The 20,606-nt window shown below is 59.4% G+C and carries 21 protein-coding genes; 17 read left to right on the plus strand and 4 right to left on the minus strand.

Features of this window, described 5'->3' with window-relative positions:
* The first annotated feature begins 27 nt into the window (after window positions 1-27).
* Genes AC07O1_RS12990 through argE form a run of 3 tightly spaced genes read left to right on the plus strand, consistent with a single transcriptional unit; the run spans window position 28 to window position 2,293 of the window.
* Complete coding sequence (locus tag AC07O1_RS12990; RefSeq protein WP_489072351.1) at window positions 28-459, plus strand: RidA family protein; 432 nt, start codon at window positions 28-30, stop codon at window positions 457-459.
* Window positions 456-1,133: a DUF1028 domain-containing protein gene (locus AC07O1_RS12995; RefSeq protein ID WP_494991833.1), complete on the plus strand. Its 678-nt coding sequence runs from the start codon at window positions 456-458 to the stop codon at window positions 1,131-1,133. Before AC07O1_RS12990 ends, AC07O1_RS12995 begins: the two co-directional genes overlap by 4 nt.
* Window positions 1,130-2,293, plus strand: a complete 1,164-nt coding sequence (gene argE / locus AC07O1_RS13000) for an acetylornithine deacetylase (protein ID WP_495089026.1) — start codon at window positions 1,130-1,132, stop codon at window positions 2,291-2,293. The genes AC07O1_RS12995 and argE overlap by 4 nt, the downstream gene beginning before the upstream one ends.
* A 143-nt stretch (window positions 2,294-2,436) precedes the next feature.
* Here the strand turns inward: argE and AC07O1_RS13005 are convergent, their stop codons facing one another.
* Window positions 2,437-3,357, minus strand: a complete 921-nt coding sequence (locus AC07O1_RS13005) for a LysR substrate-binding domain-containing protein (RefSeq protein WP_494991835.1) — start codon at window positions 3,355-3,357, stop codon at window positions 2,437-2,439.
* Window positions 3,358-3,634: 277 nt separating this feature from the next.
* On the opposite strand from AC07O1_RS13005, the gene AC07O1_RS13010 reads away from it, so the two are divergent.
* From AC07O1_RS13010 to AC07O1_RS13045, 8 genes are all read left to right on the plus strand, one after another.
* Complete coding sequence (locus AC07O1_RS13010) at window positions 3,635-5,125, plus strand: aldehyde dehydrogenase (RefSeq protein ID WP_495089027.1); 1,491 nt, start codon at window positions 3,635-3,637, stop codon at window positions 5,123-5,125.
* A 22-nt stretch (window positions 5,126-5,147) separates the two neighbouring features.
* Window positions 5,148-6,518, plus strand: a complete 1,371-nt coding sequence (locus AC07O1_RS13015; protein WP_495089028.1) for an aspartate aminotransferase family protein — start codon at window positions 5,148-5,150, stop codon at window positions 6,516-6,518.
* Between the two features lie 405 nt (window positions 6,519-6,923).
* Window positions 6,924-7,910: an ABC transporter substrate-binding protein gene (locus AC07O1_RS13020; RefSeq protein WP_494991838.1), complete on the plus strand. Its 987-nt coding sequence runs from the start codon at window positions 6,924-6,926 to the stop codon at window positions 7,908-7,910.
* A 9-nt stretch (window positions 7,911-7,919) separates the two neighbouring features.
* Complete coding sequence (locus tag AC07O1_RS13025; protein ID WP_495024469.1) at window positions 7,920-8,723, plus strand: ABC transporter permease; 804 nt, start codon at window positions 7,920-7,922, stop codon at window positions 8,721-8,723.
* A complete protein-coding gene (locus AC07O1_RS13030; protein WP_495089029.1) occupies window positions 8,711-9,547 on the plus strand; it encodes an ABC transporter ATP-binding protein in 837 nt (278 codons plus the stop codon). The genes AC07O1_RS13025 and AC07O1_RS13030 overlap by 13 nt, the downstream gene beginning before the upstream one ends.
* Window positions 9,548-9,814: 267 nt before the next feature.
* Window positions 9,815-10,315: a methylated-DNA--[protein]-cysteine S-methyltransferase gene (locus AC07O1_RS13035; RefSeq protein ID WP_495089030.1), complete on the plus strand. Its 501-nt coding sequence runs from the start codon at window positions 9,815-9,817 to the stop codon at window positions 10,313-10,315.
* 173 nt (window positions 10,316-10,488) lie between these two features.
* Window positions 10,489-11,130: an MBL fold metallo-hydrolase gene (locus tag AC07O1_RS13040; RefSeq protein WP_495011173.1), complete on the plus strand. Its 642-nt coding sequence runs from the start codon at window positions 10,489-10,491 to the stop codon at window positions 11,128-11,130.
* A 115-nt stretch (window positions 11,131-11,245) separates the two neighbouring features.
* The gene (locus tag AC07O1_RS13045) at window positions 11,246-11,983 is read left to right on the plus strand and encodes a YiaD family glycine zipper/OmpA-like lipoprotein (RefSeq protein ID WP_495089031.1); all 738 of its coding nucleotides are present in this window, start codon (window positions 11,246-11,248) and stop codon (window positions 11,981-11,983) included.
* A 77-nt stretch (window positions 11,984-12,060) separates the two neighbouring features.
* Here AC07O1_RS13045 and AC07O1_RS13050 read toward each other — a convergent pair whose 3' ends face one another.
* On the minus strand, window positions 12,061-12,495 hold the full coding sequence (locus AC07O1_RS13050; RefSeq protein WP_494991844.1) for a Z-ring associated ZapG family protein: 435 nt from the start codon (window positions 12,493-12,495) through the stop codon (window positions 12,061-12,063).
* Between the two features lie 146 nt (window positions 12,496-12,641).
* Here AC07O1_RS13050 and AC07O1_RS13055 point away from each other — a divergent pair, with 146 nt between their 5' ends.
* The 3 genes from AC07O1_RS13055 (at window position 12,642) to zapE (ending at window position 15,835) form a co-directional block, all read left to right on the plus strand.
* Window positions 12,642-13,271, plus strand: coding sequence for an alpha/beta hydrolase (locus AC07O1_RS13055; RefSeq protein ID WP_494991845.1), 630 nt, complete (start codon window positions 12,642-12,644; stop codon window positions 13,269-13,271).
* Between the two features lie 24 nt (window positions 13,272-13,295).
* Window positions 13,296-14,651, plus strand: a complete 1,356-nt coding sequence (locus AC07O1_RS13060) for a tryptophan--tRNA ligase (protein ID WP_494991846.1) — start codon at window positions 13,296-13,298, stop codon at window positions 14,649-14,651.
* A gap of 89 nt (window positions 14,652-14,740) precedes the next feature.
* Entirely contained in the window at window positions 14,741-15,835 is a 1,095-nt protein-coding gene (gene zapE, locus AC07O1_RS13065) for a cell division protein ZapE (protein ID WP_494991847.1), read from the plus strand.
* Window positions 15,836-16,033: 198 nt separating this feature from the next.
* Here the strand turns inward: zapE and AC07O1_RS13070 are convergent, their stop codons facing one another.
* Entirely contained in the window at window positions 16,034-16,930 is an 897-nt protein-coding gene (locus AC07O1_RS13070) for a GlxA family transcriptional regulator (protein WP_494992138.1), read from the minus strand.
* A gap of 243 nt (window positions 16,931-17,173) precedes the next feature.
* Between AC07O1_RS13070 and AC07O1_RS13075 the strand changes: the two genes are divergently transcribed.
* The gene (locus AC07O1_RS13075; RefSeq protein WP_495089032.1) at window positions 17,174-18,310 is read left to right on the plus strand and encodes an acyl-CoA dehydrogenase family protein; all 1,137 of its coding nucleotides are present in this window, start codon (window positions 17,174-17,176) and stop codon (window positions 18,308-18,310) included.
* A gap of 123 nt (window positions 18,311-18,433) precedes the next feature.
* On the opposite strand, the gene AC07O1_RS13080 is transcribed toward AC07O1_RS13075, so the two are convergent.
* Window positions 18,434-19,474, minus strand: a complete 1,041-nt coding sequence (locus AC07O1_RS13080) for an NADP(H)-dependent aldo-keto reductase (protein WP_495089033.1) — start codon at window positions 19,472-19,474, stop codon at window positions 18,434-18,436.
* 245 nt (window positions 19,475-19,719) lie between these two features.
* Between AC07O1_RS13080 and rplM the strand changes: the two genes are divergently transcribed.
* Together rplM and rpsI are read left to right on the plus strand one after the other, a co-directional pair.
* Window positions 19,720-20,148, plus strand: a complete 429-nt coding sequence (gene rplM / locus AC07O1_RS13085; protein ID WP_019693576.1) for a 50S ribosomal protein L13 — start codon at window positions 19,720-19,722, stop codon at window positions 20,146-20,148.
* A 14-nt stretch (window positions 20,149-20,162) separates the two neighbouring features.
* Window positions 20,163-20,555 carry a 30S ribosomal protein S9 gene (gene rpsI, locus AC07O1_RS13090; protein ID WP_002555064.1) on the plus strand — a complete coding sequence of 131 codons (393 nt, stop codon included), beginning with the start codon at window positions 20,163-20,165 and terminating at the stop codon, window positions 20,553-20,555.
* Window positions 20,556-20,606 lie beyond the last annotated feature (51 nt).

The following is a 20,606-nucleotide window of genomic DNA, read 5'->3' on the forward strand; positions in this document are numbered from 1 at the left end:
TTGCCTTTCTTCCCCCAGGAGCTTCAGATGTCCAAGCCAACCCATACCCGCATTCGCATGTTCAACACCAAAGAGACCTACCCCAACCAGACCCTGGACAATGACCTTTGCCAGGCTGTCGTCGCCGGCAATACGGTGTACGTACGCGGTCAGGTTGGCACCGACTTCGAAGGCAAGCTTGTCGGCCTGGGTGATCCACGGGCCCAGGCCGAGCAGGCGATGAAGAACCTCAAGCAGTTGCTGGAAGAGGCTGGCAGCGACCTGAGCCATATCGTCAAGACCACCACCTACATCACCGACCCGCGCTTTCGCGAGCCGGTCTATCGGGAAATCGGCAAATGGCTCAAGGGCGTGTTTCCGATCTCCACCGGGCTGGTGGTTGCCGGCCTCGGGCAGCCTGAGTGGCTGATGGAAATCGACGTGATTGCAGTGATCCCGGACCAGGAGGCGAGCAGATGACTTTTTCCATCGTCGGTCGTTGCGCTGAAACCGGGCAACTGGGAATTGCCATCAGCTCGTCGAGCATCGCCGTTGGTGCGCGTTGCCCCTGGTTGCGCGCGGGCGTCGGCGCGGTAGCGACCCAGAACATCACCTTGCCGGCCCTCGGCCCGGAAATTCTTGACCTGCTCGACGCCGGGGAAAGCGCCAGCGCGGCGCTGGACAAAGCCTTGACCCGCCACGGCTTCAGCCAATACCGCCAGGTCGCGGTGATCGATCATCACGGCGCCACGGCGCTGTTTACCGGCAGCCAGGCGCTGGGCGTGAACAACGCCGTCGCGGGTGAACAATGCGTGGCCGCCGGTAACCTGCTGGCGAACCCAGGGGTGATTCAGGCGATGGTTGACGCATTCGAAGTCACCGCCGGCGAGTTATTGGCCGATCGTTTGCTCGCGGCCATGCATGCGGCCATGGCGGCTGGCGGTGAGGCTGGACCGGTGCATTCGGCGGCGTTGTCGGTGGTCAGTGATCTGCTTTGGCCTATTGTCGATCTGCGGGTGGACTGGGCTGAACAAAACCCGATCGGTCAGCTTGATCAACTCTGGCAGGCTTATCGCCCGCAAATGGACGACTACGTCATCCGTGCGCTGAACCCGACGGTCGCGCCCAGCTACGGTGTGCCGGGTGATGAATGAGTGCCTTTAGAAGTCGTGCGTTGCTGGAGCGGCTGATCGGCTTCAATACCGTCAGCCGTGAGTCCAACCTGGCCATGATCGAATTTATCCGCGACTACCTCGCGGATTTTGGCGTGGTCAGCGAAATGTTCTTCAATGCCGAACGAACCAAGGCCAACCTCTACGCCAGCATCGGCCCCACGGATCGACGTGGCATCGTGCTGTCCGGGCATACCGATGTGGTGCCAGTGGACGGTCAGCCGTGGACCGTCGAACCCTTTACCTTGAGCGAGCGGGAAGGGCGCCTGTACGGTCGCGGCACGGCAGACATGAAAGGCTATCTGGCTTGCGTGCTGGCGGCAGTTCCGGATTTTGTCGCTGCAGCGTTGCAGGTACCGGTACATCTGGCGTTTTCCTACGATGAAGAAGTCGGCTGTCTCGGCGTGCGCTCATTGCTGGCCGAGCTTGCGCAACGCGACCCCAAGCCGCTGGCCTGCATCATTGGCGAACCCACCGAGCTGCGCCCGGTACTCGGGCACAAAGGCAAACTGGCAATGCGCTGCTGCGTGCAAGGCGCGGCCTGCCATTCGGCCTATGCACCGCAAGGGGTCAATGCCATCGAATATGCGGCACGGCTTATCGGCAAGCTGGGGCAGATCGGCGACGCGCTGGCGGAGAGCGAAGGCCTTGATCTGCGATTCGATCCGCCCTATTCAACCGTGCAGACCGGGGTGATTCGCGGCGGGACGGCGCTGAACATCGTGCCGGCGCAGTGTGAGTTCGACTTTGAAGTGCGGGCCTTGCCCAGCTTCGATCCGGCGCAGGTCGCGGACGCGTTGCAAGCCTATGCCGAGCAGGAATTGCTGCCGAAGATGCAGGTCGTACGGCCTGAAACGGCAATTCGCTTTCAGCCCTTGAGCGGTTATCCGGGACTGGCGACCGACCCCGAAGGTTTCGCGGCAGAGCTCATCGCCCGGCTCAGTGGCTCCAGCGAATTCGGCACCGTGGCCTTTGGCACTGAAGGTGGGCTGTTCAATCAGGCCGGGATTCCCACCGTGGTGTGCGGGCCGGGCAGCATGGACCAAGGGCACAAGCCGGATGAATTCGTCAGCGTCGAGCAGATGCAGGGCTGTGAACGGATGCTGGAGCGGTTGGTGCAGTGGTTGCGTCAACCCACCTGAGTCTCGTTCCCACGCTCCGCGTGGGAATGCAGCCCGTGACGCTCTGCGTCACATCCAGGAGCGGCCGCAGAGCGTGGGAACGATCATCAACCCTGTAGGAGCAGCCGGTCGACGCTCGATTGCTCGCGATGAGGGCCTAGAGATCACAGAGATCTTTCGGCCTTCGCTGTGAGCTGCTCCCGACAATAATCAGCAAACAGCTGCGCCGGTTTGGTCAGTTGCCCGCGCTTGAGCCAGGCTGCCACCAGACCTGAACCGGTGACGTCTTCGACGATATCCACGCACACCACTTTCTGCCCGTCATAGGTGCATTCCGAATGCGGCCGGGTCACCAGAATCGAAAAGCCGAAACCCTGGCCCACCATCCCCCGAACCATCTCGATCGACGGTGAGCTGAAGGCAATTCTGGGTGTCAAATCAAACTCTTCAAACAGACTGACGAAGTAGGTCCTGCTCGGCTGCACGTCCAGCAGAATCATCGGCTCCAGGCACAAGTCACGCAGGGAAACCTGCGCTTGCCGGGCAAAGCGATGGTCGGCCGGCAGCAATGCATAAGGTCGCTGCGCAGGCATCAGCGGTTCGGTCTGGATGGTGCCGTCCAGGTCGTGTTCATAGAGGATCGCCAGGTCAAAGGTGCCTGACGTCAGGCCTTGCACCAGCTCCTGTTGTTCGCCGTCGCGGATACGGATTTCCACTCCCGGATAGAGCGCGGAAAAGCCTGCGATCAACTGCGGCAAATACAGCGGCGCCACGGTTTCGAAGCAACCGATATCGATCTGCCCGGCCACTACATCGTTGTCGGCCAGGGCGTTCTGTTCGAACTCCTTGGCCATGCGCAACAGCTCCTGAGCCTTGCGATAAAAGCGTGCGCCGCTGGGCGTCAGTGAAACCCCCTGGGCATGATGGCGGATCAGCAGTTGCACGCCAAAGCTGTCTTCCAGTCCCTTGATCGCCGTGGAGATCGATGGCTGTGCGATGTACAGCTTGCGCGAAGCCTCGGCGACGCTGCCGCATTCGACGGTGGTGATGAAGTACTTCAGTTGACGCAGATTGTAGGCAGCCACAGCGAACCTCGTTCTATGCCCCGTCGCGGGGTGGGTGAATTCGAAGCCAGACATCTTCTGGCTCGACTTCTGTTGCTTAGAGCCTAAGCAAATTGCGCACCGCCACGTCCGCTTGGCGAGCGCTTTTCTTGTACCAGAACAATAACCACAAGGCGTGCGCTTGGGGTATTTAGCTGCCCAGTTTTTTCATGGCCTGCGAACACATATTTACTATTTTTCCTCGACCAGGGCCTGCGCCACCATCCACTCCAATAGTCAGCATCAGGGGAGTCTGAACGTGTTCGAGCTTGAATATTGGCAACGCCGGGCAGCCACGCTGCGCTTTCGTGATCAGGCACTGATCGGCGGTAAAAGCGCGCCTGCGCAATCCGGGCAAACCTTTGCCGCGATCAACCCGGCCACCGGCGAGTGCCTGGCCCGGGTCGTCGCTTGTGGCAGCGAAGACGTTGATGCGGCGGTGCTCTGCGCGCGTCAGGCGTTCGAGTCCGGCAGTTGGTCGGCGCGTTCACCCAGTGAGCGCAAGCAGGTGCTGCTGCGCCTGGCGGACTTGATCATGACCCACCGCGAAGAACTGGCGCTGCTCGACTCGCTAAACATGGGCAAACCGGTGATGGACGCCTACAACATCGACGTGCCGGGTGCCGTCGGCGTGTTTCGCTGGTACGCCGAAAGCCTCGACAAGCTCTATGACCAGGTCGCGCCAAGTGCGCAGAACGTGTTGGCGACCATCACCCGTGAAGCCCTGGGTGTGGTCGCGGCGGTGGTGCCGTGGAATTTCCCGCTGGACATGGCTGCCTGGAAACTCGCGCCGGCCCTGGCCGCGGGCAACTCGGTGATTCTCAAACCCGCCGAGCAATCACCATTCTCTGCATTGCGTCTGGGTGAACTGGCGCTGGAAGCCGGTTTGCCGGAAGGTGTGCTGAACGTGCTGCCGGGTCTTGGCGAACAGGCGGGCAAGGCGCTGGGTCTGCACCCGGACATCGATTGCCTGGTGTTCACCGGCTCCACCGAAGTCGGCAAGTATTTCATGCAGTACTCGGCGCAATCGAACCTCAAGCAAGTCTGGCTCGAATGCGGCGGCAAGAGTGCCAACCTGGTGTTCGCCGATTGCCAGGACCTGGAGCTGGCGGCGCAGAAAGCCGCGTTCGGGATCTTCTTCAATCAGGGCGAAGTCTGTTCGGCCAACTCGCGGTTGCTGGTGGAGCGCTCGATTCATGATGAGTTTGTCGAGCGCCTCGAGGCTCAGGTCGAACGCTGGCAGCCGGGCGATCCACTGGATCCTTCAAGCACCGCCGGTGCTATTGTCGACAGCCGTCAGACCGGGAGGATCATGACGTTTATCCAGGCCGCCGAACGGCAAGGCGCGCAATGCGTTTGCGGTGGTCAGCAACTGACCTTCAATGGGTCCCATAACTTTATCCAGCCGACGATCTTTACCGGCGTGAGCCCGGACATGCCGCTGTTTCGCGATGAAGTATTCGGTCCGGTGCTGGCAGTCACGGCCTTCGATGATGAAGCACATGCCCTGCAACTGGCTAACGACAGCGTCTACGGTCTGGCCGCGTCGCTGTGGACCGACGATCTCAATCGCGCCCACCGCGTGGCGCGGCAATTGCGTGCCGGCACGGTTTCGGTCAATAGCGTCGATGCGCTGGACGTGACGGTGCCGTTCGGTGGCGGTAAGCAGTCCGGCTTCGGCCGCGACCTGTCGCTGCACTCATTCGATAAATACACCCAGTTGAAGACCACCTGGTTTCAACTGCGCTGACAATAAAAACGGAGAACTGGCGATGACCACCCTACGTGAAACCCGCGACTACCAGGCCGCCGATGCCGCGCACCACATCCATGCATTTGTTGATCAGAAAGCGCTCAATGACGAAGGGCCGAGGGTCATGGTTCGTGGCGAGCGCCTGCATTTGTGGGACAACGATGGCCAGCGTTACCTGGACGGCATGTCGGGTCTTTGGTGCACCAACCTCGGTTACGGGCGCAAGGATCTGGCCGCTGCGGCGAGCCAGCAACTGGAGCAGTTGCCGTACTACAACATGTTTTTCCACACCACTCACCCACAGGTGATCGAACTCTCGGAACTGCTGTTCAGTCTGCTGCCGGGTCACTACAGCCACGCGATCTACACCAACTCAGGCTCCGAAGCCAACGAAGTACTGATCCGCACGGTGCGCCGCTACTGGACCATCCTCGGCAAACCCGAGAAGAAAATCATGATCGGCCGCTGGAACGGTTACCACGGCTCGACGCTTGCGGCCACGGCGCTGGGCGGCATGAAGTTCATGCATGAAATGGGCGGGATGATTCCGGATATCGCGCACATCGACGAACCCTATTGGTTCGCCCATGAAGGCAACCTGACGCCGGCTGAGTTCGGTCTGCGGGCGGCGCGGCAACTGGAAGACAAGATCCTCGAACTTGGCGCGGACAAGGTCGCGGCGTTCGTTGCCGAACCCTTCCAGGGCGCCGGCGGAATGATTTTCCCGCCAGAAAGCTACTGGCCGGAGATTCAGCGGATCTGCCATAAATACGACGTGCTGCTGTGCGCCGACGAAGTGATTGGCGGCTTCGGTCGCACCGGCGAATGGTTCGCCCACGAGCACTTCGGTTTCGAGCCGGACACGCTGGCCATCGCCAAGGGCCTGACCTCGGGTTACATCCCCATGGGCGGGCTGGTGTTGTCCAGGCGCATGGCCGAAGTGCTGGTGGAGCAGGGCGGGGTGTTCGCCCACGGCCTGACCTATTCCGGTCACCCGGTGGCAGCGGCGGTGGCCATCGCCAACCTCAAGGCGTTGCGCGACGAGGGGGTGGTCACACGGGTGAAAGATGATATCGGCCCGTACCTGCAGCAGTGCTTGCGCGAGGTGTTCGGCAAGCACCCGTTGGTGGGTGACATTCAAGGTGTCGGCATGGTCGCCGCCTTGCAGTTCGCCGAAGACAAAACCACTCGCAAGCGCTTTGCCAACGAGAGCGACATCGCCTGGCGCTGCCGGACTCTGGGTTTCGAAGAAGGTGTGATCATCCGTTCGACCCTGGGCCGGATGATCATGGCCCCGGCGCTGATCGCCAGCCGCGAAGAAGTGGACGAACTGGTCGGTAAAACCTTGCGCGCAGTGGACCGCACGGCGCAGGAGTTTGGCCGACTCTGATATTGCCGAAGGTCCTGCGGACCTTATGATTGATCGTTCCCACGCTCCGCGTGGGAATGCATTCCGTGACGCTCTGCGTCACATCTCAAAGCAGACGCAGAGCGTCCATGGCGGCATTCCCACGCAGAGCGTGGGAACGATCTTCTTTTCCCCAAACCGCACCCACCCCGGGCGCCCCGCCCACGGCGCCCTTTTGCAGTGCGCGCTACCGAGGTTTTTCATCGTTCCCGGCGACATATTTCCTCATTTTCCTATCCCCGGGCTTGGGTCAACATCGATCACGCCAGTCAGCCGAACGCTGACCACTTCAAGGTCCAGACAGAGACCGCACGTTGCACCTGTTCAAGGCCGCTGGCCGTACTGCCCCGCAAGACAAAACTAAATCAATAGCTGTGGGAGTGCTTCATGATCAAGTCCTTGCTAATCCGTTTCGCCCATCCCCTGGCGATCACCGCCATCGCCACCTGCGTCGCCACCAGCGCCCAGGCCGGCACCCTGTCCATCGGCCATACCACCTGGGTCGGCTATGGCACCCTCTACCTCGCTCAGGATCTGGGCTACTTCAAGGAGAATGGCCTGACGGTCGAACTGCCAGTCGTTGAAGAGGCTTCGATGTACATGGCCGCTCAAGCTTCAGGTCAGCTGTCCGGCTCGGCCTCGACCATCGACGAAGTACTCAAGTACCGTCCGCAGTTCTGCTTCAAAGCGGTGGCGGCGCTGGATGAAAGCCATGGTGGCGACGGTGTGCTGGTCGGCAAGGACGTCAAGAATTTGCAGGAGCTCAAAGGCAAGGCCATCGCCGTGAACGAAGGCTCGGTGTCGCAGTTCTGGCTGTCGTACCTGCTGAAAAAGAACGGCATGAAAATGAGCGACCTGATCGTTCAGAACATGACTGCTGATGACGCTGCCACCGCGTTCATCGCTGGCCGGGTACCGGCTGCCGTGACCTGGGAACCCCATCTGTCGATGGTCCGTGACAAGCAACAAGGCAAGGTGCTGATCGACAGCAGTTCCACCCCCGGCGTCATTGTCGATGTGGTAGCGCTCAACTGCGCGGTCATTGAAAAACAACCGCAAGACGTCAAAGCGTTGGTCGCCGGTTTGTACAAAGCCGTGCAGTACACCCAGGAACATCCCGAAGAGGCCTACAAAATCATGGCCAAGGGTGTCGGCGGTTACCTGTCGGATCCCAAAGAACTGGCTGCCGCCGCCAAGGGCGTGCGCTTCTACGATCAGACCATGAGCGAGAAGCTTCTCGGCTCGCTGGGCAAACCGGGCGACAGCGCGGCGCTGATCAAACTGGCCAACGAAACTGCCAGCGAACTTCAGGGCAAACCCTACAACGTCAGTAATGACGACCTCGTGGACAACCGCTTCGTCACCCCGCTCTAGGAGGTCAGCATGTTCAAGCGAAATTCATGGTTGAGCCGCTGCGTCACGCCCAAGACCGGTCTGCCGGCGCAAGTGATCTTGAGTGCCAGCGCCATGGCCTGGGTGTTGTTGATCGGGTTATGGGCGGGACTGTCTTACGGCGGCGTGGTGCCGGGCATGTTTCTGCCGACCCCGGGGGCGGTGCTGGACGCCGCGCTGCGTCTGGGGCGCGACGGCACACTGGGGGTGCATGTGTGGGCCAGCCTGGAAGTGGTTATGGTCGGCTTCATCGTCTCGTCGCTGGTGGCAGTGCCCTTGGGTTTGCTGATGGGCAGCTTCCGCATCGTTCAAGCGTTCCTCGAACCCATGGTCAACTTCATCCGCTACCTGCCGGTGACCTCCTTTGTGCCGCTGTTCATCCTGTGGATCGGCATCGGCCTGGAGCAGCGGGTTTCGGTGATCATTTTCGGGGTGTTCTTCCAGCAGCTGGTGATGATTGCCGATGTGTCGAAAGGCATATCGAAGGACCTGATCAATGCCTCCTACACCCTCGGTTCGAGCCGTCGCGATGCAGTGTTGCATGTCATCGCTCCGGCCTCGCTGCCGGGTGTGCTCGATACCCTGCGGGTCACCATGGGCTGGGCCTGGACCTATCTGGTCGTCGCCGAACTGGTGGCGGCCTCCAGTGGCCTGGGTTACCTGAGCCTGAAAGCCATGCGCGGCTTTCAAGTGGATGTGATCTTTCTCGCCATTGCGATCATTGGCCTGTTGGGCCTGATCACCGATCAACTGTTCCGCTTCCTTCGTCTGAGGATCGCCGCATGGGCTCAGTAACCGCTGCCAATCATCGCTTCGTCACCCCTGCTGCCACCTCGGTACAGGCCGCGCCACGGTTGCAAGTGGACAAGGTCAGCCTGCGCTACCAGAAGCCCGACGGCGGCATCTTCACAGCGCTGGAAAAGGTCTCGTTTGAAGTGCCGGACCAGCAATTCGCGGTGCTGGTGGGGCCGTCGGGCTGCGGAAAATCCAGCCTGCTGTACCTGACGGCCGGCCTGGCCGAACCCACGGAGGGGGAGATCTACGTGGGTGGCCAGCAAGTCGAAGGCCCCGGCGCCGATCGCGGCATGGTATTCCAGAGCTACACCTTGTTTCCGTGGCTGACGGTGCGGCAAAACGTCGAATTCGGCCTCAAACGTCGCGGCATGCCCGCTGCCCGGCGCAAGGAAATTGTCGACTACTACGTGAACGAAGTCGGCCTGACGAGCTTCGCCGACAACTACGCCAAGCAACTCTCCGGCGGCATGATGCAGCGCGTAGCCATCGCCCGCGCCCTGGCCAACGACCCGCAAATCCTGCTGATGGACGAACCCTTCGGTGCCCTCGACAGCCAGACCCGCTTGCAAATGCAGCAACTGTTGCTGCGGGTGTGGGGCAACAGCAAAAAGACCGTGCTGTTCGTCACCCACGACATCGACGAAGCCATCCTCCTGGGCGACCGGGTGTACGTCATGGGCGCAAAGCCCGGGCGAATCAAAAAAATCCTCGACGTACCCATCGACCGCCCGCGCACCCTGGACATGGTCATGGAGCGCTCGTTCATCGAAATGAAACGCGAGATATTCGGCTTGCTGCATCATGAGTTGGAGGAAGCGCACTGATCGGCTGCCCGCCAGGTACACGCATGCTTGATCGTTCCCACGCTCTGCGTGGGAATGCCTCTGGGGACGCTCCGCGTCCCGTGACGCAAAGCGTCACAGCCGCATACCCACGCGGCAGCATGGGAGCAATCATCAAGTTCAACCGCAAGAAACGTAGTTCTTGCGGTTGAACCACAAATTATTGTGAATACGTCCTCTGACAACGATGAACGATCGCCTTCACCGTCCAGTGACGTCTGAAGCGCCTGTCGGATCAAGGAGTCACCCATGTCGTACGTATTCAAACTGATGAACTCGCCCGTCGGCACACTCACCCTGGTGGCCAAGGGCAACAAACTCTGCGCCATCCTCTGGGAGAACGACAAACCCGACCGGGTTCGCTTCGCCACCCTGCAAGAAGATATCCACAGCCCGGTGTTGCTGGAGGCCGAGCGCCAACTCAACGAGTACTTCGCGGGCAACCGCAACCGCTTTGAGCTGGAGCTCGACTTTGCCGGCACTGACTTCCAGCAAAAGGTCTGGCAAGCGTTGCTGACCATCCCGTTCGGCGAAACCCGCAGTTACAGTCAAATCGCCGTGCAAATCGGCAACCCAAAGGCAGTTCGAGCGGTTGGCGCTGCAAATGGAAGAAACCCGATCTCAATTGTCGCGCCTTGCCATCGCGTCATCGGTGCATCGGGTGCTCTCACGGGATTTGCAGGTGGGCTCGGAGCCAAAAAGTTTCTGCTTACATTGGAAGGTGAAGACAGGTTTGAGCTCGCACTTTGACTGTTCAGCCTCTTCGCGGGCAAGCCTCGCTCCTACGAGTATCAGACGGTCCCACAATTCTGGCCCGACGCACATCTCATGTAGGAGCGAGGCTTGCCCGCGAAGACTCTGGATCAGGCAACTCATCTTTTGTGCCAGAATCGCCCCATCACTGATTTCCGAGCATGCCCCCGATGTCCCAGCCCCCCGCCCTTATCCGCGAAACCTTCCCCGTCGGCCCGTTGCAGTGCAACTGCACGATCATTGGCGACCCGATCACGAAAAAGGCTATCGTCGTCGATCCGGGTGGCAATCATGAGTTGATCCTGGCACGGCTCGATGCATTGGGTCTGAAGGTGGTGAGCATTATCCATACCCACGCCCATCTCGATCATTTCCTCGCCTCCGGTCAATTGAAGGAAAAAACCGGCGCCACCTTGCATCTGCATAAAGAGGATCAGTTCCTCTGGGACAACCTGGAGATGCAGTGCAGCATGTTCGGCGTGCCTTACACGCCAGTCCCGTCGCCGGATCGCTGGTTGGCGGATGACGAAGAGCTGGCCTGTGGCTGCGGCGTTGCGCTGCACACGCCCGGTCATACGCCAGGTTCCATGAGCTTTTGGTTTTCTGAGGCTAAGCTGCTGATTGCCGGTGACACGCTGTTTCGTCGCGGAGTGGGGCGTACGGACTTGTGGGGCGGCGATCAGGCGACCATCGTGCGCTCGATCAAGCAGCGTCTGTACACCCTGGACGAGGAGGCGACAGTGGTTGCCGGGCATGGTCCCGATACCCGTCTGGGTGATGAAATGCGCGAAAACCCTTTTGTACGAGCCTGATTTTCTGGCGTAGACGGACTTACGGAATTTTTACCGTCGGTCGTGTTCCAACGCCAGCACGGGTCTATTGCCAACGTCCTTGCACCACAGAATGCAAAAAAAGTAGGAGCTTTCCATGTTCACCTCGCGTCGTTTGATTATTGTCGCTACTGCCGTGGCCTTGTTGTCTGGCTGTGCGAACCAGAACCCGTATGACAACCAGGGTCAGGCCGACAACTCCACAGGTTCCACGGGCATGAGCAAAACTGCCAAATACGGTGGTTTGGGAGCCTTGGCCGGTGCGCTGGCCGGAGCTGCCATCGACCACAACAACCGTGGCAAGGGTGCGCTGATTGGCGCCGCGGTGGTGGGTGCATCCGCCGCCGGCTATGGTTACTACGCGGATCAGCAGGAAAAGAAACTGCGTGCGAGCATGGCCAACACCGGTGTAGAAGTGCAGCGTCAGGGTGATCAGATCAAGCTGATCATGCCGGGCAACATCACCTTCGGCACCGATTCGGCGAACATCGCCCCGAGCTTTTATCAGCCGCTGAACAACCTGGCCGGCTCCCTCAAGGAGTTCAACCAGAATCAGATCGAAATCGTGGGTTACACCGACAGCACCGGCGGCCGTCAGCACAACATGGACTTGTCGCAGCGTCGCGCTCAAAGCGTAGCGACCTACCTGACGTCCCAGGGTGTCAGCGGTGCCAACCTGTCGGCTCGCGGTGCCGGTCCGGATAGCCCGATCGCCAGCAACGCCGACGTCAACGGCCGTGCGCAGAACCGTCGGGTAGAGGTCAACCTCAAACCGATTCCTGGTCAGCAGTATCAGCAGCAAGGTCAGCAGCAAGGCCAGCAATATCAGCAATAAGCCCTGACGCTCAGGTACAAAAAAGCCCGCCCGATCTTCAGTAGATCGGGCGGGCTTTTTTTACGCTTGAACCCTGATTATTTCTTCAGGCCGTAATGCTCATCGAGCATGCCGGGAGCGTTCGGCGATTTTGGCGCGTAATCTTTCGGCGCTTCCTGGCTGCGCGGTGGTGTCAGACGTTCCCGTGGCGCTTGTACCGAATCGGCGTGCAGAGCGGCCAGCAAGCGTTGGCGAGTCAGTTCGTCCAGGGCCAGACGGTTGGCGCCCTCGGCGAGATGCTCTTGTACGTCCTGATAGCTCTGAGTGAGCTTCTGTACCAAAGCTGCGGTGCTGTTGAAGTGGGTGACCACTTCATTTTGATAACTGTCAAAACGTTCCTGAATATCATCCAGCTGACGCTGCGTGCGGTTAGGCGCGGCATTGGGCAGCAGGCGAGCGACCAGGAATCCAATGACGACACCGGCAACCAGGGCAAGAGTCGGCAACAACCAAACTAAGAGCGAGTGTTCCACGAGTCCTTCCTCTATAAACGGCTTTGCTTTACGTTAACGGCTCGGACCTGCGCTGTATACCGCGACGAGATCGCAATCATGCCAGGCACAGACTTTTAGCTAGACGAGTCGACCCAATTCGAGGTCACGGAGTTCCTTCCTTGCTTATGCGCGAAACCCCTGTATTTATCGATGGCCCGGTTGGTCAATTGGAAGCCTTGCACCTGGATCAGCCCGACGCCCGTGGCCTGGCGCTGATCTGTCACCCGAATCCGGTGCAGGGTGGCACCATGCTCAATAAAGTTGTTTCGACCCTGCAGCGCACGGCGCGTGACGCTGGCTTGATCACCCTGCGCTTCAACTATCGTGGCGTTGGCGCCAGCGCTGGCAGCCATGACATGGGCTGCGGTGAAGTCGATGATGCACTGGCGGCGGCACAATGGTTTCGGGCCCGGCATCCTGAGCTGCCCATCACCCTGTTCGGTTTTTCCTTCGGCGGTTTCGTCGCGGCCAGCCTTGGTGGTCGCCTGGAAGCCAAGGGTGAAACACTGGCTCACTTGTTCATGGTCGCACCTGCGGTCATGCGTCTGGGCGATCAGGATCAGTTGCCGCAAAACTGTCCGCTGACCCTGATTCAGCCAGAAACCGACGAAGTGATCGATCCGCAACTGGTCTACGACTGGTCCGATGCCCTTGATCGTCCCCATGAGCTGCTGAAAGTGGCAGAATGCGGACACTTTTTTCACGGCAAGCTGACGGACCTCAAAGATCTGATACTGCCGCGCCTTTCGAATTGATTGCAGTCTGACAAGCGATTACCCATGACTACTCGTACGCGTATCCTCACCGGCATCACCACCACCGGCACGCCGCACCTGGGCAACTATGCCGGGGCCATCCGTCCGGCGATCGTTGCCAGCCGCGACAGCAATGCCGATTCGTTCTACTTCCTGGCCGACTACCACGCCCTGATCAAATGCGATGACCCGCTGCGCATCCAGCGCTCGCGTCTGGAAATCGCCGCGACCTGGCTGGCCGGTGGTCTGGATGTGGATCGGGTAACGTTCTATCGCCAGTCCGATATCCCGGAAATCCCTGAGCTGACCTGGCTGCTGACCTGCGTCGCGGCCAAGGGCCTGCTCAACCGCGCCCACGCCTACAAGGCCTCGGTGGACAAAAACGTCGAAACCGGTGAAGACCCGGATGCCGGTATCACCATGGGCTTGTACAGCTACCCGGTGCTGATGGCGGCGGACATTCTGATGTTCAACGCACACAAGGTGCCGGTCGGTCGCGATCAGATCCAGCACGTAGAAATGGCTCGCGACATCGGCCAGCGCTTCAACCACCTGTTCGGCCAGGGCAAAGAATTTTTCACCATGCCCGAGGCACTGATCGAAGAGAGCGTGGCCACACTGCCAGGTCTCGACGGCCGGAAGATGTCCAAAAGCTACGACAACACCATACCGTTGTTCAGCAGCGTCAAGGAAATGAAGGACGCCATTTCGCGGATCGTCACCGACTCCCGCGCCCCCGGCGAAGCCAAAGACCCGGACAACTCGCACCTGTTCACCTTGTTCCAGGCCTTCGCCACGCCGGCGCAGTCCGACGAATTTCGCAGCGAACTGCTGCAGGGGCTGGGTTGGGGTGAAGCAAAAAATCGTCTGTTCCAACTGCTCGACAACGAGCTGGGCGAATCCCGCGAACGCTATTACCAGTTGATCGAGCGTCCGGCGGATCTGGAAGACATCCTCCAGGCCGGTGCCAGGAAGGCGCGCGCCATTGCAATGCCATTCCTCAATGAACTGCGTGAAGCGGTTGGCCTGCGTTCTTTCGTCAATCAGGTGCAAGTCACCACGACCACCAAGAAGAAAGCTGCGAAAGCCGCGCGCTTCGTCAGTTTTCGTGAAGACGACGGCAGTTTCCGCTTCCGTCTGCTGGCGGCTGATGGTGAGCAACTGCTGCTGTCGCGCAACTTTGCCGACGGTAAGGCAGCAGGTGCAGTGACCAAGCAACTGCAAGCCGGTCAGGCACTGGACCTGCGTAGCGACAACCTGAGCTTCAGTGTCTGGCTGGAAGGCGAGTGCGTGGCAGACAGCCCGACCTTCGCTGACAGCGCTGCTCGCGATGCTGCCATCGACGCCTTGCGGGTTGCTCTGACACCTGCGCAGGACTAATCGGAGGTCTGCCCGACTAAGGGTTGATTGCCATTCTCAAGGGCCGTCGCTACAGTGACGGCCCGTTTTTGTTGCCTTGCTAACGAATTATGAACCCCCTAGAACGATATCAAGCTGATCTGAAACGCCCGGAATTTTTCCATGATGCCGCCCAGGAAACTGCGGTACGTCATTTGCAACGCCTGTACGACGATCTGGTCGCGGCTTCGCATAGCAAGCCGGGCCTGTTCGGTAAACTGTTTGGCAAAAAAGATCAGGCGCCGGTCAAGGGGCTGTACTTCTGGGGTGGCGTCGGCCGCGGCAAGACCTATCTGGTCGATACCTTCTTCGAAGCCCTGCCGTTCAAGGAAAAGGTCCGCACTCACTTCCACCGCTTCATGAAGCGCGTGCACGAAGAGATGAAGACCCTCAGCGGCGAGAAAAACCCGCTGACCATCATCGCCAAGCGCTTCTCAGACGAAGCACGGGTGATCTGTTTCGATGAGTTCTTCGTTTCCGACATCACCGACGCCATGATTCTTGGCACGTTGATGGAAGAGCTGTTCAAGAATGGTGTAACGCTTGTTGCCACCTCGAACATCGTCCCGGACGGTCTGTACAAAGATGGTCTGCAACGTGCGCGCTTCTTGCCGGCTATCGCCCTGATCAAGCAGAACACCGATATCGTCAACGTCGACAGCGGCGTCGATTATCGCCTGCGTCATCTCGAACAGGCCGAGCTGTTCCACTACCCGCTGGACAAAGCGGCCAACGAAAGCCTGCGCAAGAGCTTCCGTGCCCTGACTCCGGAGTGCACTCAGGCCGTCGAAAACGATGTGCTGATGATTGAAAACCGCGAAATCCGTGCCTTGCGCACCTGCGATGACGTGGCCTGGTTCGACTTCCGCGAACTCTGCGACGGCCCTCGCAGCCAGAACGACTACATCGAGCTGGGCAAGATCTTCCACGCCGTGCTGCTCAGTGGCGTCGAGCAGATGACCGTCACCACCGACGACATCGCCCGACGCTTCATCAACATGGTCGACGAGTTCTACGACCGTAACGTCAAGCTGATCATCTCCGCTGAAGTCGAGCTCAAAGACCTCTACACCGGCGGTCGCTTGAACTTCGAGTTCCAGCGCACCCTCAGCCGTTTGCTGGAAATGCAGTCCCACGAATTTCTGTCGCGGGCGCACAAGCCGTAGGACGTTTCCGAAAATAAAAAAGGGTCTGCATTGCAGGCCCTTTTTTTGTGCTTGGCGCGTCGCTCCAGCTGATCGTTCCCGCGCTCCCGTGTGGGAATGCCGCCATGGACGCGCAGCAATCGCCTTGGCATGTGACGCGGAGCGTCACGGGATGCATTCCCACGCAGAGCGTGGGAACGATCAGCTTGTTGGCTGGTGCTATGCCGCCTGCTGAAACTGCTGCCGATACTGATTCGGTGACAGCTCGGTGTGCTGGCGGAACAATCGAGCGAAGAAGCTGGCATCGTCATAGCCGACTTCATAGCTGATGGTCTTGATGCTTTTGCGGCTGGCCGAGAGCAGGCCCTTGGCGGTTTCGATGCGCAGGCGTTGCAGGTAGTGCAGCGGCTTGTCGCCGGTGGCGGTCTGGAAACGGCGCATGAAGTTGCGGATGCTCATCCCGTGTTCGCGGGCGACGTCCTCGAAGCGGAACTTGTCGGCGAAGTGTTCTTCGAGCCAGTGCTGGATCTGCAGGATGATCACGTCCTGGTGCAGTTTCTGCCCGCCGAAACCGATTCGGCCGGGGGCGTAGCTGCGTTGTACTTCGTAGAGAATGTCCCGGGCCACGGCCTGGGCGACGTTGGCGCCGCAGAAGCGCTCGATAAGGTAGATATAAAGGTCGCAGGCCGACGTGGTGCCGCCAGCGCAGTACAGGTTGTCGGCGTCGGTCAGGTGCTTGTCCTGATTGAGCTGGACCTTTGGGAAGCGTTCGCTGAAGGCATTGAAGAAGCGCCAGTAGGTGGTCGCTTCCTTGCCGTCGAGCAAGCCGGCTTCGGCAAGCCAGAACACTCCGGTGGCTTCGCCGCAGAGCACGGCACCGCGTGCGTGTTGTTCGCGCAGCCATGGCATCACTTGTGGATAACGCTGGCAGAGCGTTTCGAAGTCGTCCCAGAAGGCCGGGAGGATGATCACGTCGGTATTTTCCAGGCCGCCGTCCACCGGCAAAATCACATCGCTGAAGCTACACACCGATTGTCCATCGGGGCTGACCAGACGGGTTTCGAATGCCGGGGTCAGGCCGTGGCCGAGTTGTTTGCCATAACGCAGGCTGGCCAGATGGAAAAAATCCTTGGCTTGCATGAGGGTTGACGCAAAAACCCGATCAATAGCCAGGATGCTGACACGCCGCAGGGGCGTGGAGAGTTGGATAGACATAATTCAATTATTCTTATAGGGGAAAGTGGTCACCAAACGGCTGGATCGTCTTATTTTTTGTCGGATGTGTCCAGTGTCCTGTGATGGATAGGCGGCATAGGCTCTGTGAGTCAATCCCGGCTAACAATAATTACAGGTGTGTGCATGATCCCCAGAACCTTGTTCAGTTCCGAGCACGAACTCTTTCGCGACAGCGTACGTACCTTTCTCGAAAAAGAGGCTGTTCCGTTCCATGCGCAGTGGGAAAAACAGGGGTACATCGATCGCAAACTGTGGAACAAGGCGGGGGAGGCGGGGATGCTCTGCTCGCATCTGCCGGAAGAATACGGCGGGCTGGGAGCGGACTTCCTCTATAGCGCAGTGGTGATCGAAGAGGTTGGTCGTCTCGGGTTGACCGGCATCGGCTTTTCGCTGCATTCGGACATCGTTGCTCCGTACATCCTGCATTACGGCAGTGAAGCCTTGAAGCACAAATACCTGCCAAAACTGGTTTCCGGCGAAATGGTCACGGCCATTGCCATGACCGAGCCAGGCGCCGGTTCCGACCTGCAAGGGGTGAAGACTACCGCGGTGCTGGACGGTGACGAGTACGTGATCAATGGCTCGAAAACGTTCATCACCAATGGGTTTCTTGCCGATCTGGTGATTGTCGTGGCCAAGACCGACCCCAAGGCCGGAGCCAAAGGTACCAGTCTATTCCTGGTGGAGGCGGACACCCCGGGCTTCGCCAAGGGCAAGCGTCTGGAAAAGGTCGGCATGAAGGCCCAGGACACCTCGGAGCTGTTCTTCCAGGACGTGCGCGTACCCAAGGAGAACCTGTTGGGGCAGGCCGGGATGGGCTTCGCCTATCTGATGCAGGAGTTGCCCCAGGAGCGCCTGACGGTTGCCATAGGCGGTCTGGCGTCGGCCGAGGCGGCGTTGCAGTGGACCCTGGAATACACCCGCGAGCGCAAGGCATTCGGCAAGGCGATCGCCGATTTTCAGAACACCCGCTTCAAGCTGGCTGAGATGGCCACTGAAATACAGATCGGCCGGGTCTTCGTCGACCGCTGCCTGGAGCTGCACCTGAAGGGCAAGCTGGACGTGCCGACGGCGGCGATGGCCAAGTACTGGGGCACTGACCTGCAATGCAAAGTGCTCGACGAATGCGTGCAGTTGCATGGCGGTTACGGCTTCATGTGGGAATACCCGATCGCTCGCGCCTGGGCGGATGCGCGCGTGCAGCGGATCTATGCGGGGACCAACGAGATCATGAAAGAGATTATTGCGCGGTCTTTATAACGATCGTTCCCACGCTCCGCGTGGGAATGCCGCCATGGATGCTCCGCGTCCACTTCTGAATGTGACGCAGAGCGTCACGGGATGCATTCCCACGCGGAGCGTGGGAACGATCAGTGCTGAAAATTATGGCGCCGGGTTCGGGTGATCCTTGTGAATCGCCTCAATCCCCGCCAGGACTTCATCCGACAGCTTCAAATCGACACTGGCGATGTTGCTGTCCAGCTGCTCAAGGGTGGTGGCGCCAATGATGTTGCTGGTCACGAACGGCTGCTGGGTCACATACGCCAGGGCCATTTGCGCCGGATCCAGGCCGTGTTCGCGAGCCAGGGCGACATAACGGCTGCAAGCGGCTTCCGACTGTGGATTGAAGTAGCGGCTGAAGCGGCTGTAAAGGCTCAAGCGACCTTTGGCCGGGCGTGCCCCGCCTTCATACTTGCCAGAGAGGAAACCGAACGCCAGCGGCGAATAAGCCAACAGCCCGCACTGTTCGCGGATGGCGATTTCCGCCAGGCCCACTTCAAAGCTGCGGTTGAGCAGGTTGTACGGGTTCTGGATCGACACCGCACGCGGCCAGCCACGGCTTTCGGCCAGCGCAAGGAACTTCATGGTGCCCCACGGAGTTTCGTTGGACAGGCCAATATGGCGGATCTTGCCTGCCTTGACCTGCTCGTCCAGCGCTTCAAGGATTTCCTCCAGTGGGGTGAAGTCTTCATTGGCCTTGTGCTTGTAGCCCAGTTGACCGAAGAAGTTGGTGCTGCGCTCGGGCCAGTGCAATTGATAAAGGTCGATCCAGTCGGTCTGCAAGCGCTTGAGGCTGGCATCCAGCGCTTCAACGATGTGCTTGCGGTTGTGCTTGAGCTGGCCGCCGCGAATGTAGTCGATTCCGTTGCCGGGGCCGGCGATCTTGCTGGCCAGCACCCAGTCGGCACGATCGCCGCGAGTCTTGAACCAGTTGCCGATATAACGCTCGGTGCTGGCATAGGTTTCGGCTTTTGGCGGCACCGGGTACATCTCGGCGGTGTCGATGAAATTGATCCCGGCACTCTTGGCCCGTTCGATCTGGGCAAAGGCCTCAGACTCGCTGTTTTGCTCGCCCCAGGTCATGGTCCCGAGACAGATGGCGCTCACATTCAGATCGGTTCGGCCTAGCTTGCGATAATCCATCGGGTGCTCCTTGGGCAAAACAATCATAAAAGCAGGTTGAAAATCTTTTCGCAATCTGCATAATTACGCACCTCTTTCTGCAGTGGAAGTGATGCGCCGCCGCCGAAGAATCTTGCCGTTGAACGGACGCGCCGACCCGAGCCCCCGAAAGCGTCTGTATCCGGCTGCCTTTGACTTGTCAAAGTACGCACTATTCAGTAAGATCCGCCGTCTAATTTACAGGGCGGCCCCTGAGGCTATAAAGAATGAAAACTTTTACTGCTAAACCGGAAACAGTAAAGCGCGACTGGTTTGTCGTCGACGCTGCTGGTCAGACCCTGGGTCGTCTGGCCACCGAGATCGCGAGCCGTCTGCGTGGCAAGCACAAGCCTGAGTACACTCCTCACGTTGACACCGGCGACTACATCGTCGTTATCAATGCTGAGCAGATTCGTGTAACCGGTGCTAAAACCACCGACAAAATCTACTACTCCCACTCCGGTTTCCCGGGCGGCATCAAGTCGATCAACTTCGAAAAGCTGATCGCTAAAGCCCCTGAGCGCGTGATCGAGACCGCGGTCAAAGGCATGCTGCCTAAGAACCCGCTGGGTCGCGACATGTATCGTAAGCTGAAAGTCTATGCGGGCGCTGCTCACCCTCATACTGCTCAGCAGCCCCAAGAACTGAAGTTTTAACGGAATAGTTCATTATGTCGGCGACTCAAAATTACGGCACTGGCCGTCGCAAGACCGCAACCGCACGCGTTTTCCTGCGTCCGGGTACTGGTAACATCTCCATCAACAACCGCTCCCTGGATAATTTCTTCGGTCGCGAAACTGCCCGCATGGTAGTTCGTCAGCCGCTGGAATTGACTGAGACTGTCGAGAAATTCGACATCTACGTCACTGTGATCGGTGGTGGTGTAAGTGGTCAAGCTGGCGCAATCCGCCACGGTATCACTCGCGCTCTGATGCAGTACGACGAAACTCTGCGTGGTGCTCTGCGCAAAGCCGGTTTCGTTACTCGCGATGCGCGTGAAGTTGAACGTAAGAAAGTTGGTCTGCGTAAAGCGCGTAAGCGTCCGCAGTACTCGAAGCGTTAATTCGCTTTTGCGTTCAAAAGCGCCCAGTTTCCTCACGGAGCTGGGCGTTTT

The organism is Pseudomonas sp. GW821-FHT07G10 (genome assembly GCF_059418545.1).